Genomic DNA, 13569 nt, shown 5'->3' with positions numbered 1-13569 from the left:
ATCGTGGGCGACATCCCCCACGTCGGCAGCTTTCCCGGTACCGGATGGCTCCACGCCGATGACGATGCGCCACCGATCGATGATCGGATCAGGACACCCGGATCAGGCCTCGGGCAGGTGTGGGCGGCGCATCGCCGGGTGGAGGATCTCGGCTGCCCCCCGGCGGTAGAGGGCGGCCGGCCGGCCGCCGTCTCGGGCGGTCGAGCGGCCCACCGGCTGCAGGAAGCCGGGTGTTCCGGTCACCTTGCGGTGGAAGTTGCGCGGGTCGAGCGGGGCGCCCCAGACGAGCTCGTAGACCCGGCGCAGCTCGGCCACGGTGAACTCGACCGGGCAGAACGCGGCCGCCAGCGCGGTGTACTCCAGCTTCGACCGGGCCCGTTCCAGCCCGTCGGCCAGGATCGCCGCATGGTCAAACGCCAGAACCGCATCGGGACCATCGTCGCCGCCGGCTCCGGCGACTGATTCCGCGCCGGCCGGGCCGCCGCAGGACAGGCCGGTCCCGGTCCCGGTGCCGGTGCCGGTGAGCGCGGCCAGTGCGGCGACGGGGACGAACTCGGCTGCCGCGGCGTCCGTACCGGGCCGCGGCTCGGGCAGGTCGGGGGCGAGGGCCAGGAAGGCGATGGTCACGATGCGCGCCCGCGGGTCACGGTCGACGGCACCGTAGGCGGCCAGCTGTTCCAGATGCACGCCGGACGTCGGCTCCGCCAGCCGCAGGCCGGTCTCCTCGGCCAGCTCACGGCGTGCCGCGGCCACCAGTGTCTCGTCCGGGCGGACGAAGCCGCCCGGCAGCGCGAGTGCGCCCTCGAACGGCGCCAGGCCGCGCCGGATCAGCAGCACGCAGAGCTGGTCCGCCCGGATGGTGAGGATCACCAGGTCGACGGTCACCCCGTAGGGGACGTAGCCGTCCGCGGGCAGGCGGGCGGCCGTGGGCGGCTGGGCAGGCGCGGACGACTCGGCGTTCGTGGACGGCCTGCCGGTCGCCGCGGGCTTGTCGTCGTCGGTCACGCAGCCGACTGTACCGGCAATCTCGTCATATTGACGAGAACCGGCTCATCCCCTTATCGTCACTTCGACGAGATCGAGCGACACCGGGCCTGACCAGCCGAGACACCGGCCATCAGGCCGGCCGTGAACACAAGGAGACCCCCATGGCCGACATCAGCCGCGCACTGTTCCTGCGCCACCTGCGGGGCACCCCGACGGCGTACGTCCGCCACCTGCGCGGCGGGCGGGCCCGGCACGAGGGGGTCGGGCTGACCTTCTGGTACCAGCCGCGCACCGCGGTGATCAGCGAGGTTCCGGTGGAGGACCGGGAGCTCCCGCTGCTCTTCCACGCCCGCACGGCCGACTTCCAGGACGTCACCGTGCAGGCCACCGTCACCTACCGGGTGGCCGAGCCCACGCTGGCCGTCAGCCGCCTCGACTTCGGCATCGACCCGGAGACGGGCGCCTGGCGCACGAACCCGCTGGAGCAGCTCGGTGGGCTGATCGTCGAGACCGCCCAGCAGCACGCCTTCGACCTGCTGGCCCGCACCACGCTGACGAACGCGCTGGTCGACGGGGTGCCGGCCGTCCGGGAGCGCATCGCGGCCGGGCTCGAGGGCGACCCGCGGCTGGCCGAGACCGGGGTGGCGGTCGTCGGGGTCCGCGTCGTAGCGATCCGCCCCGAACCGGAGCTGGAGAAGGCGCTGCGCACACCCACCCGGGAGCAGGTGCAGACCGAGGCCGACCGGGCGACCTACGGCCGGCGCGCCCGAGCCGTCGAACAGGAGCGCCGGATCGCCGAGAACGAGATGCAGAACCAGATCGAGCTCGCCCGCCGGGAGGAGGAGCTGGTCGCCCAGCGCGGCACCAACGACCGGCGGACCGCGACGGAGAAGGCGGCCGCGGCACGGATCGCGGTGGAGGCACAGGCCGAGCACGCCCGCCTCACCGCGGCCGGCGCCGCCGAGGCGGCCCGGCTGGCGGCCGCCGCCCGCGCCGAGGAGATCGAGCGGGTCGGCGCGGCCGAGGGCACCGCCGAGCGGGCCCGGGTCGAAGCCCTGCGCGACCTGGACAACCGGGCGGCGATGACGCTGGCCGTGCGTGACCTGGCCGGCAGGCTCCCCGACATCCAGGCGCTGACGATCACTCCGGACGTCCTCAGCGAGCTGCTGACCCGGCTGGCCGGCACCGCCCGCCCGGGCGGTGGCGCCTGATGGCGACGCTCGCCCCGCGAGTCGTTCTGGTGCATCGCCGCACCGAGTACGCCGAGCTGCTCGAACGGCACGGCACCGCCGGCCAGGCCGCGTTCTTCCTGGCCAGCCGGGGGCGTGACCTCACCGAGGTGCGGGCGCGTGACGCGGCGGTGACCGCGGCCCGCCGGGCGGCGATCGCGGCCGTCCCGGCCGACTGGCGCCACGGCGAGGTGGAACGCGCCGACCTCGACCGCTTCCTGTTCGCCCCCGACGACCTGATCGTCTGCGTCGGCCAGGACGGGCTGGTCGCCAACGTGGCCAAGTACCTCGACGGGCAGCCGGTCATCGGCATCGACCCGGAACCCGGGCGCAATCCCGGGGTGCTGGCCCGGCACCCGGTCGGCAAGCTCGGAGCCCTGCTCCAGATGGCGGCGGACACCCCGGCCGCGACAGCCGCGACAGCCGGGACCACCTCGGCCGTCCGCGCGGTGACCATGGTCGAGGCCAGATCCGATGACGGCCAGCGGCTGCTCGCCCTCAACGAGATCTACGTCGGTCACGCCTCCCACCAGACAGCCCGCTACGAGCTGGCCGCACCGGACCACACCGGCACCGTCCATCTGGAGCGGCAGGCGTCCTCGGGGCTGCTGGTCGGGACTGGCACCGGCTGCGGCGGCTGGTGTCAGTCGGTGTGGCGCCAGCGCGGCAGCCGCCTGGCTCTACCCCGGCCCGATTCGCCCGGTCTGGTCTGGTTCGTGCGGGAGGCCTGGCCGTCACCGAGCACCGGCGCCAGCATGGTCGAGGGCCTGCTTCCCGCGTCGGCCCGCATCGAGCTACGGGCCGAGTCCGAACGCCTGGTGGTCTTCGGGGACGGGATCGAGTCCGACACGATCACGCTCACCTGGGGGCAGCGGCTGTCGGTCGGCGTGGCCGAGCGCCGCCTACATCTGCTTTGACACCGCCGTGGCCAGTGCGGCCAGGCCCTCCTGGTAGATCTCCGCGAACCGGGCCACCCCGGCGGGGTCGAACAGGCGCCGGTGGTGACAGAAGGTCAGCCGCAGGCGGTCGCCGTTGCCGGCCACACAGATGATCAGTCCCTGTGGCATGCCGCTCGTACCGATGAAGGACAGGCTCCTGATCCGTGGGCCGCCCGCCGCGGCCGCCGCGTGCAGGTCGACCGGCCCAACGTTGCTCACCGCCAGGTGAGGCGTGAGGAAGGGGCGAGCCAGTGCCACACCGCCGCGCAGCACCGTCGTCCGCAGCGAGCTGGGCGTGGCCGCCGTGACGGCCCGCACCGCCGCGGTCATCCGCGTACCGGCCCAGCCTGCCGGGCCGTCCTTCGCCGCCGCGGTCTGATCCACCACGGCGGTCGCCAGCCGCAACGGCTCCCCTCGATCCGCCGCGGTCGAGGTGATCATCACCTGACCTGACCGGTTTCCCAGCTCTCGGGGCTCGGTCAGACCGGCGTCCCGCGCGGCGAGTGGCATGCGAACCCGCACGGTGCCGCTGCGGTGTCCGCACTCGCTGTTCCAGCGTTCCGCCGCCAGATGCGCGGCGGCGAGCAACTGATCGTTGACGGTCATCCGCCGCCCGTCCGCCAGCCGCAGCGGTCGCGGCACCGGCAGATCGACGGGGTACACGCCGTAACCCTGCGCGAGGCTCGGGCCGCGGGGAACAAGATGCCGTGCCAACGGCCGACGGCCGGATCCACCACCGGAGCCGGCCGATCCGACGCCATCCGCCGATCCCGCGAATCCGGCGGATTCCACGAATCCCGCGTGCGGGGGAGGCTCGGCCGCGGCCGCCGTCACGTCCACCGACGGCGTGCGCCGCGAGGTGTCCGCGGCGGGCTGCGGGCTGTTCCCCTCGCGCCGGGGAGTCAGCCCCGGCTGGGTCCGCTGCTGATGGGTCCACGCTCTCTGCTGGGTACGCGACCCCGGGTTCGGACGCCGGGCCAGCCGTCCACCGGCAGGTTCCGGACCGTCCACCGCGCAGCCGGCGAGGATCTCCTGGAACAGGGCCAGGGCGCTCATTCCGTCCAGCGCCGTGTGGTGCGCGACGATCCCGAGCACGTCCCCCTGCGGCCGGTGGGCGAGCAGCAGCCGCACCGGAGGCTCCCTGCGCAGGTCGAACGGGCGCGAGCACAGCGACTCGGCCGCCCGCCAGCTCGCGGGGTCCACGCCCGGCCCGTCGGTCGCCTCAACATGGATCTCGGATATTAGATCCACTGGTAGCCCTGATTCGGCCGGGAACTCCCACGCGGACGCGGTACCGAGACCGCCCGCGAGCCGCGCCCGGGCGATCGGATGGTTACACAGGGCGCGGTACAGCGAGCTGCGCAGCCGGGCCGGGTGGATGGCGGCGTCCGTCTCCGCGACCACTCCGACGGTGAGCGGTGAATGGCTGCGGTCGGAGGCGAGGATGAGCTCCTCGTCGAGGGTCAGCGCCCGCCCCTGCCCGGCACTCGACAGCCAGACGGCGGCAGGTTCCCGGTCGCCTCCCTCGGCGCGAGCACCGTCGGAGCCACGGTCACGCCCCCCGCCCACGCCCCGCGACCGGCCCCCACCGGCGCCGGGAACGGCCGCGGCACAGGACGGCTGCCGGGCGGCCGACGGCCCCTCCGAGGCTCGGTGGACGTCCTGGTTGCGGAGCAGGTTCCACGGACGCGTGGTCACGCGTCCGGGCTGGGACTCCGCTCCCGGCACGTCCCTACTGAGCGGGAACAACATCCATCCGACCCTTCAGCTCGGCCTGTGATCGTTTCCCCATGACTGCCGGGGCAGCCGCGATCTGGAGGCATGATCATCTGCAGTCATGAAACGCCCGAGATCCCGGCCTACGGGCGCGTCAGCCCCCGCCGCCGATCGCCGCGGCGCGCCGTTGCCCGCCGCGTGCGGCGCTTGTTCCTCCTGCGGCTCCTCGAGGGCACGCAGCCGCGGCGCTGCCGGCCGCAGGGCGAAGGCGGAGATCGTCGCGGCGAAGGCGAGTGCGCCCAGAGCCTGTGCCGGCCAGCTGAACGCGCCTTCGTCCGAGAACGGGATGGCGTCCGGAACGGTCGACACCACGATTCCGGAGCCGACCATTCCGGCCAGTGCCAGCAGGCCCGGCAACCAGCGCAGCCGCCGACCGAGCAGGATGATCACCGGGACGGCCAGCGCGACCGGGCCCGCGACCAGGAACACCGCCAGCATCGCCAGCGCCAGACCCGCCCACAGGGTCGGCAGCCGCAGGCGGCCCAGGGCCGTCATCCCGGGTAGCCGGGCTGGGCTGAGGCGGGCGAAGCGATCGGCCAGCCGGCCGGCGCCACCCCCGCGCTCCTGGCGTCGACGCCGGCGCTCGGCGCCGACGGAGTCCGGGACGACGGCGATCGCGACGAGGATGAGCACCAGACCGAGCCCGACGAGCAGGTTGCGGCGGAAGGTCTGGCCGGGATGGTTCTCGATGACGATCGTCCCGCCCTGGCCGGCGGGGACGATCCAGCCCTGTGCCCAGCCGTCGATGCGCGCCGCCGTGAGCTCCGTGCCGTTCAGCGTCGCCGTCCAGGAGGCGTTCGCGTTCTCCCGCACCGAGACGAACGAGGCGGCGCCGGCGCCGATGTCGATGGTGCGCAGCTCGGAGTCCCAGTGCCCGATCGCCGTCGTCCGGGGCTTCTCCGCGCTCACCGCCGTGCTCTCGCCGACCATGCTGATCGAGTCGACGACCATGGTGGAGCCGCCGAGGTCGACCGACAGCAGGTGCGAGCCCGCACCGAGCCTGATCTGGCTGTTGTCGGTGCACAGCTTCAGCTGGAACGGCTTGGCCGTGGAGATGTTGCTGTAGACGCCGGAGATCTCCAGGTCGTACCGGACACCGTCGATGATCAGTGACGGGCCCTGCCCGCAGGGGATGACCAGCGGCGCGTTCGAGGTGTTGACCGCAGAGCCGGCCGGCGGTGGCAGGGCGGTGACGGTGCCCTTGACGCTGAAGGTCATCTCGCGCGGGGAGTCGAACTTCCGCGCGAACGTCAGCTCCTCGGAGCCGCCGAAGGGCTGCAGCGGGTCGACCCGGTAACGCTCGAAGGAGTAAGCGACGAGGCCCTGGCTCAGGGACTCGAACGCGCTCGTCAGGTCGGACGGCGTCTGCGCGTACCGGTGGAAGCTCGCGCCGGGGATGTCGATCTCACGGATACCGGCGCCGAGCGACGGGTCGCCCTCGTTGGTGACCTTCTCCAGCGTGATCCGGAACCAGTGGCTCTCCCCCGCCGGCACGGCGAGCCGCTGGATGTCCTCGACCGGCTTGACCTGGGTGACGACGGAACCGTGTTCGGTGGTGACCCGCAGCGCGTGCACCTCCGGCCGCCAGTCCCCCTCCGCCAGCAGCCGGACGTCGATGTAGGGCGCCTCGAGCTGCCGGCCGACGTCGAGCTGGATCCACTCACCCTGCGAGGTGGCGCCCTGCCGGCGCATCGCCGTCCAGGATGTCGACGTCTGGCCGTCGACGGCGGCCTGCGGGGCGAAGTCGGGGGCGGCCATCAGCTCGTAGCCGTAGGACGACGCGGTGACCGACATCCCGTCGGCGTAGCCGGCGACCGTCTGGTGGCCCGCCGTCGGCCGGTCGCTCCACTGGCGGGGCGGCTCGTTCTCGCCGGCGACGCTCTCGTCCGGGCCCAGCAGGTAGGACGTCCCGTCGTGCACGATGCCGAAGGTGAAGTCACGGCGCGTGTTCGTGTCGGTCACCGCGAGCGCGGTCGTCGGGGTGATGACCTTCGAGGCGGGTGGTGGATCGGCGATCGGCGCGAGCGTGGTCGTGGGGTCGGCGTCGGAACCGCCCGCCGCCGCCGAGTACTCGTCGGCCTCGGCGAGGTCACTCGCCAGGACGGTCGCACGGTCCTGCCCGAGCAAGCCCTGGTCGGCGAGCTGCACGGTCGCCTCAGGCCCGCCGGAGACGACGACCCCGGTGCTCAGCGGGTAGGCCTGGACCATGCGGGCGCCCCCGGGCACCGTCCAGACCTCCAGGGCGGCCACCCGCTCCTCCGACCGGCGCAGCGACTTGATCAGGCGGGCCTTGGAGCTGGTGCGGGCCTCGGTGGTCGGCCCGAAGGAGGCCGCCAGCTGCAGGCCCGAGCTCTCCAGCGAGCGGTGCAGCTGGTCGGTGGACGGGGGGATGTCCCAGTCCTTGATCTCGATGTCGTTGCGGATCAGCACCATGCCCACACCGGCGCGGGCCAGCGTCGTCGACAGCCCCGGCGTGTCGCCGGTGGCCATCATGTCCTCGATGCCGTCCATCAGCCGGGTCGTGCCGACGCCGCCCAGCGGGATCAGGTTGCGCACCCCCCAGGGGGAGTCGGCGAGCCACTGCAGTGGTTCGTCCAGCGGGCGGCCCCACTCGTACTCGCCGAACGGGGCGCCGGGCAGCACCAGGGCGCGTCCGTTCTCGGGGTGATCGGCGAGCCAGTCCGCCGCCGCGGACCAGTAGTCCGGCACCTTGTCGAACGGTCTGGGCTGCAGGCCTTTGCCCTGCAGCAGCGGGAGCATCGCGACGACCAGGGCGGCGACCGCGGTCAGCGACACCATCACGGGCAGGACGCGGCGCCGGGAGGCGGCCCCGCCCGTACCGGCTGCCGCACCGCCCGCACCGGCCGTGCCAGCCGTGCCGTTCGCCGCACCGGCGGTCCGGCCCGAGGCCCTGGCCGCCGGCGAGATCACCAGCGGCATGGTTTCCTCATGCCGCGCGGGCTGGCCGGCCGCGCCGCGGCCGCGCCGCAGCAGTGCGCCGCCACGCAGCCGGCCGCGGCCGGGATCGCGCCCAGGTTCCCGCTCGGGTGCCTGGCCAGGACGCCAGGCCAGGGCCACGGCGAGGATGTGTGCCAGGCCCAGCGCCAGCGGCAGTCGCACCACCGGCTGGAACTTGTAGACGTTGCGGAGGAACCCGAAGGGCTCCGACAGCAGCGAGCGCAGGCCACTCGCCAGCGGGCTGACCGGTTCACCCGAGTAGGACGAGGAGACCGCGACGACACCGACAGCGAGGCTGACCAGCAGGAACCGTCGCGCCGGCAGGTCGCGGCGGGCGAGGCCGACCAAGCCGAACCCGGCCACCAGCGCGGAGGCGACGATCGGCGCGGCGCTGGACACGTACTCCCTGGCCGCGGGCAGCCAGGCCATCGGCAGCGCGAGGTAGGCCATCCAGTCCGCGGCGCCGCGCAGGGTCTCCCCGACCGAGGTCGTCGCGGTGGTCGTCTGGACGGTCTCGGTGAAGGGCAGGAAGTTGATTCCGTACCGGCCCTGGACCATCAGCGACAGGACCCACCACGCCGTCGCCAGCACCACGCACAGGCACCACCAGCCCCGCAGTGCCCAGGCCCGCCGCCCACCGCCCGCGAACACCAGCACGACAGCCGGGCAGAGCAGGACACAAAGGGTGACGGTCGCGTTGATGCCTCCGGTGCCCAGCACAGCCAGGCCGGACAGCGCCGCGGCGCGCCGCGGGGAGAACCGGGCCGCGGTCAGTGCGCGGGCATGCTCGCTGTCGTCGTCGTGGTGGCCGGTGTCGGCCCCGCCGGCGCCGTCGGGGCGCAGCGCGAGGATGAGCGGCACGACCATCCAGGGCAGCATCGAGGCCCCGGCCAGCGCCACGGACGTCGCGCCGACCTTGCCGAGGAACATCGGCGACAGCGCGTAGCTCAGCCCCGCCAGGATGCGGGAGGCGTGGCCGCCGATCCCCAGCACCTCGGCAAGCCGTACCGTTCCCCAGGCCGCCAGGGTGAGCAGGACAGCCATCCACAGCCGCTGGGTGATCCACGGCGGGATGTTGAGCAGGTCCCCTATCCCGAAGAACGGCCCCATCGGGAACAGGTAGCCGGCGTACTGGTTCGGCAGGTAGCCGAAGTCGGACGTCGAGTTCCACAGATGGGTGGCCGCCTCCATGAAGCGCCACGGCTCGAGCGGTACGTCCAGCTTGGTGTCGGCGGTCAGCTTGCCCGGTGCCTGCAGCAGGAAGAGGGTGGCGAAGCCGACGAACATCGCGGCCAGCGACCAACGCGACGCGCGGTCCGGCCGCGGCCCTGCCTGGCCCGGACGCAGCCGCAGCGACCCGGGGAGGACCCCGAACCGCCGCCCCCGGGACCGCACGGGCTCAGGGTCACCGGCCGGGTCGGACAGACCCGGCCGAAGGGCGCTGTCGGCCGGGATGGCAGAGATATCAGGCTCCAGGGCGGTAGTCGGGACTGACCCGACGTTCATACATCCTCACGCGAAACCGTACGGTACCGGTCCCGTCCGGGTGGTCGGGCGGTCGTCGGGCCTGGTCGGGCGGTCGTCGGGCCTGGTCGGGCGGTCGTCGGCGCTGGTAGAGGGCCGGGCCCTGGTGGCAGGCCTGATCCTGGTGGCAGGCCTGATCCTGGTGGCAGGCCCGGTGCGGGTGAGCCGACCACGCCGCGCCGCCTGGCGCGGCCTCCACGGCCGGGTGAACCGCCCGTCTGGGCCATCCTCACGGCCTGGTGCGCCCTGGGAGGTCGCCCGGGTCCCCGGGTGGGACGAGCCAGCTGGACGCGCAGAGCACGGAAGGCTCCGGCGCCGCCAGTGGACCGCCCGCGGCGACCCTGGGCCCCGGAGTCTGCAACGCAGCCGGTGCCGCCGGTGCTGGCACTGCCACTGGTGCCGGCGCTATCGCTGGTGCCGGCGCTATCGCTGGTGCCGGCACTATCGCTGGTGCCGGGCTGGCGACGGCCGGCGGCGTGACCGGCTCGGTGGGGCCAGAGCGCCCGGCCACCGCGGGTCGGGCGACCACCACCGGCCGGGCGAGCGGTTCGGGACGGGCGGCCGCGGCTGGCCGCCGGGGCGACGCCGGCCGCGGGGACGACGCCGGCCACGCCGGCCGACCCGGGCGGGTAGGCGCCTGGCGCGGCGGCGCCGCATTCGACGGTGCCGCGCCCGATGCCGCGGCACCCGAGGGCGCCGTGTTCGAGGGCACCACACGCGACGGCACCGCACCCGCCGGCGGGACGTTCGACGGCGGGACGTTCGACGGCACGGCTCGCGGGGGCACAGGAGCGCCGATGAGGTCCGAGGCGTCCACGACGCCCAGCTCATCGAGTCGCTCCCGACGGGTGACCGGCGGCAGCCCAGCCCGGCTGAGATAGCGCCGGGCCCGCACGACGTCGACGATCATTGCCGGGGTGTGTCGGGTCATCCGGAACGTCCCGCCGGGGGTCTCGTTCCAGCGCACCGGAACCTCCGCGATGCGGTAGCCCATCGAACGCGCGATCGAGAGCACCTCGACGTCGAAACCGAAGCCGGTCGACCGGGCGAGGCTGAACAGGATCTTGGCTTCGGCATGCCGGAAGGCCTTGAAGCCGCACTGGGTGTCGGCCACGTCCAACGCGGCCAGCGAACGGGTGAGCTGGTTGAAGGCCCAGCTCCCGGCCTTGCGGCCGCTGGTCCTGGTCGCACCGTCACCGATGCGGCGCGACCCGAGCGCGACCTCCGCGTGCTCGAGTGCGGCGAGCAGCAGCGGGAGGTCGTTCACGTCGGAGGCGCCGTCGGCGTCCATGAAGACGATCGACTGGCCGTGGGCGGCGGCGACACCGGCCCGCACCGCGGTGCCCTTCCCGCAGTTCCACGGCAGGCGCACGACTCGATGGCTCGGATGATCACCGAACAGGTCCTCGGCGATGCCGGCGGTGCCGTCGGTGCTGCCGTCGTCGACGACGATCACCTCGACCCTGGGGATCCGGCTCACCACCGCCAGCAGGTGCGGCAGCGACTGTGGAAGTCGCCTCGCCTCGTTGTAGGCGGGGATGATGACGCTCACGGGCACTCGGTCCACTACTCACCCCTCGGCTGCGACGACAGGTGTGATGACCGGACTCTCATCGGATGGCTTCTGTCCGTGGCGACCAGTCTGAATTGCCGAGTTTCGGGGGAATTGTGTTCCCTGTCAACTTCGCACCATCTTGGCATGGCCAGCGCGCCTGAAGGCCACCGGGGCCCACGCTTACCACCCATGCCGGCACAACAACGGCAACAACTTGATCGTCAGCACACGGACTACCCCGGAGGTCGCACTTTCGGAGCGGTCATGGCCGGTCGCCGGCACACCCGCAACCAGAAGGGCGGGACCCAAAGAAACCGCCCCGTCACCCAACGCCATTGCCACCTCCCGGGAGCGTCCGTCCTGTCACCTGCGGAAACGGGACTCGGTGAGGCGACCGGTCGAACGGTCACCGCCGCTGTCGACGTAGACACTTGCACGACAGGTCAGCTGGTGCGCCGCCCGCAAACCGCGCACCGGGCCCCCGCCGGGCCTCACCGGCGCTCCACATCCGCCGCCCGCGAAGCGCCATACCGGGCGGCGCAATCGCGTCACACCCACTGTCACCAGCGGTTTCACCGGTGATGTCGAACCGCCGAACCAGGCCCGCTCATCATCACGAAATGCAGGTCGTCACTGCGGCAACGGAATAGCACCATCGAGCAAACGGACGCTGAGCCACCGGATCGGGCGGAGAAGTCCACCCGCTCGCGGGGCGCCGCGACGCGTCCGGGCGTCGTCTCGTGCACCATACGGACAGGCACCGCGCGGACGGCCACAGCGGCCACAGCGACCGGATCGGCCACCGGGTCGGCGCCGCAGGTACACCGGCCGTCCCAGCCACCCGACCAGCACGCCGGTACGCCCGGATCCGAGGGGGCCCGCATGCCAAGAGATGATCAGCATCGAGCGGACGCGATGTTGCGGGGGCTCGTCGGCGGCGGCCGCTCGCGACTCAGCCTCAGCGCGGCGATGCGGGCACGGGACGTCGCCCAGCTCACCGACGCCGATCTCGCCTGGGCGGAGGCGACCGTGGTGCTACGCCACGCCTATCCGGCGCCACCGCGGCCCGAGCCCGCAGCCGGAGCCGGAGCCGGACCGGCCCAGGGGCCCGGAGCGGTCACGGACCCTGGCGAGGCGCGCAGGCGCCCGACCACGCCGCCCGGCGACCAGGCAGAGGCCTCCCGGCGCGCGGCGTCACCGCCGAACGTGCACCCGCGGCCGCCAGGCACCGCGGACGGGCGGGGCGGGTCGGGGCACCCGCCCCCGACCGGGCAGCGCCCGCCCCGGGGCGGGGCGGGGCGGTCAGGACGCCGGCGCGGCCGGCGACGCCTCGGGGAGCTCACCCGAACGCTCGTAGGACGAGATCATCCGCAGCCGGCGGACGTGACGCTGCTCCTCGCTGAACGGCGTCGTCAGGAAGGCCTCCACGAACCCGATCGCCTCGGGCACCGAGTGCATCCGGGCACCGACGCTGACAACGTTCGCGTCGTTGTGCTGGCGGGCCAGTGTGGCGGTCTGCTCGCTCCACACCAGCGCCGCCCGCACCCCGGCGACCTTGTTCGCGGCGATCACCTCGCCGTTGCCGGAGCCGCCGATCACGATCCCCAGGCTGTCGGACTCGGCGGCCGCCGCGGCCGCGGCGGCCATCACGAAGGGCGGGTAGTCGTCGTCGGGGTCGTACTCGGCGGGCCCGTGGTCGACGGGGGTGTGGCCGAGCTCGGCGAGCCGTGCGACGAGAGCTTCCTTCAGGTGGAACCCAGCGTGATCAGAACCAAGATGGACGCGCATGATGCGCCATCATGCCTGCTCGCCGCCCACCACCGCGCGGCCGGTGACGTACCGCTCGCCCCAGCCGCGCCTTCACCCCACCTCAGGTCGCACCTCGGTCACGCTCCGCGGACCGGTTCAGTCGAAGACCGGGTCCTGATCGCGGGTGCGCTTGAGCTCGTAGAAGCCGGGGGTCCGGGCGACGAGCAGGACGCCGTCCCACAGCCTGCCGGCCGCCTCGCCCCGGGGCGCCGGGGTGACCACCGGGCCGAAGAACGCCGTGCCGGCGACGGCGATGACGGGTGTCCCCACGTCCATGCCGACCCGGCTGATGCCGTCGGTGTGGCTCGCGCGCAGGCGCTCGTCCCACTCGGTCGAACGCGCGGCGGCCGCCAGCGCCGGGTCCAGGCCCGCCTCGACCAGGGCCGCGGCGAAGGTCTCCTCGGTCAGCTCGGCCTTCTGCAGGTGGCGGCGCTCACCGAGCGCCGTGTAGAGCGGGAGCAGCACCTCGTCACCGGCGGTGGCCGCCGCGGCGATGCAGACCCGGACGGGCCCCCAGGCCTGCCGCATGGCCTCCCGGTACTGCTCGGGAACGTCACGGCCTTCGTTGAGCACGGCGAGGCTCATGACGTGCCAGCGCGTCCGCACCGGCCGGACCTTCTCCACCTCCAGCATCCAGCGCGATGTCAGCCACGCCCACGGGCACAGCGGGTCGAACCAGAAGTCCGCGTCGAGGAGCGGCTGGTCCGCCGCGGAGCCGGAATCACTGTTGACGGAGTCGACCGCGAGGGCGGAATCGGCTGTCATGGATCCTCCTGTACGGCGGTACGGCTGA

8 protein-coding genes are annotated in these 13569 nt (G+C 73.4%); 2 read left to right on the top strand and 6 right to left on the bottom strand.

The features are described from left to right. Positions 1-102: 102 nt before the first annotated feature. Entirely contained in the window at positions 103-915 is an 813-nt protein-coding gene (locus tag ACG83_RS15300) for an NUDIX domain-containing protein (RefSeq protein WP_054567247.1), read from the bottom strand. Positions 916-1148: 233 nt separating this feature from the next. Between ACG83_RS15300 and ACG83_RS15295 the strand changes: the two genes are divergently transcribed. Together ACG83_RS15295 and ACG83_RS15290 are read left to right on the top strand one after the other, a co-directional pair. After that, positions 1149-2198 carry an SPFH domain-containing protein gene (locus ACG83_RS15295; RefSeq protein ID WP_054566884.1) on the top strand — a complete coding sequence of 350 codons (1050 nt, stop codon included), beginning with the start codon at positions 1149-1151 and terminating at the stop codon, positions 2196-2198. Continuing rightward, positions 2198-3133: a hypothetical protein gene (locus ACG83_RS15290; RefSeq protein WP_054566883.1), complete on the top strand. Its 936-nt coding sequence runs from the start codon at positions 2198-2200 to the stop codon at positions 3131-3133. The genes ACG83_RS15295 and ACG83_RS15290 overlap by 1 nt, the downstream gene beginning before the upstream one ends. On the opposite strand, the gene ACG83_RS15285 is transcribed toward ACG83_RS15290, so the two are convergent. The 5 genes from ACG83_RS15285 to ACG83_RS15265 form a co-directional block, all read right to left on the bottom strand. After that, positions 3119-4852 carry a chromosome condensation protein gene (locus tag ACG83_RS15285; protein WP_235497920.1) on the bottom strand — a complete coding sequence of 578 codons (1734 nt, stop codon included), beginning with the start codon at positions 4850-4852 and terminating at the stop codon, positions 3119-3121. The two genes, ACG83_RS15290 and ACG83_RS15285, sit on opposite strands and share 15 nt — an antisense overlap. Before the next feature lie 66 nt (positions 4853-4918). Beyond that, positions 4919-9175 (bottom strand): alpha-(1->3)-arabinofuranosyltransferase family protein, encoded by a 4257-nt coding sequence (locus ACG83_RS15280; RefSeq protein ID WP_235497974.1) that lies wholly within the window; start codon positions 9173-9175, stop codon positions 4919-4921. A 466-nt stretch (positions 9176-9641) separates the two neighbouring features. Further along, the gene (locus ACG83_RS42390; RefSeq protein ID WP_235497919.1) at positions 9642-10964 is read right to left on the bottom strand and encodes a dolichyl-phosphate beta-glucosyltransferase; all 1323 of its coding nucleotides are present in this window, start codon (positions 10962-10964) and stop codon (positions 9642-9644) included. 1305 nt (positions 10965-12269) lie between these two features. After that, positions 12270-12755, bottom strand: a complete 486-nt coding sequence (locus ACG83_RS15270) for a ribose-5-phosphate isomerase (RefSeq protein WP_054566880.1) — start codon at positions 12753-12755, stop codon at positions 12270-12272. A gap of 117 nt (positions 12756-12872) precedes the next feature. Continuing rightward, positions 12873-13541: a hypothetical protein gene (locus ACG83_RS15265; protein WP_054566879.1), complete on the bottom strand. Its 669-nt coding sequence runs from the start codon at positions 13539-13541 to the stop codon at positions 12873-12875. Positions 13542-13569: the final 28 nt, after the last annotated feature.

The sequence above is a fragment of the Frankia sp. R43 genome (assembly GCF_001306465.1).
Classification (GTDB): domain Bacteria; phylum Actinomycetota; class Actinomycetes; order Frankiales; family Frankiaceae; genus Parafrankia; species Parafrankia irregularis.
The sequence above is the reverse complement of the archived record's forward strand: the minus strand, read 5'-3'. Positions and strand labels throughout refer to the sequence as shown.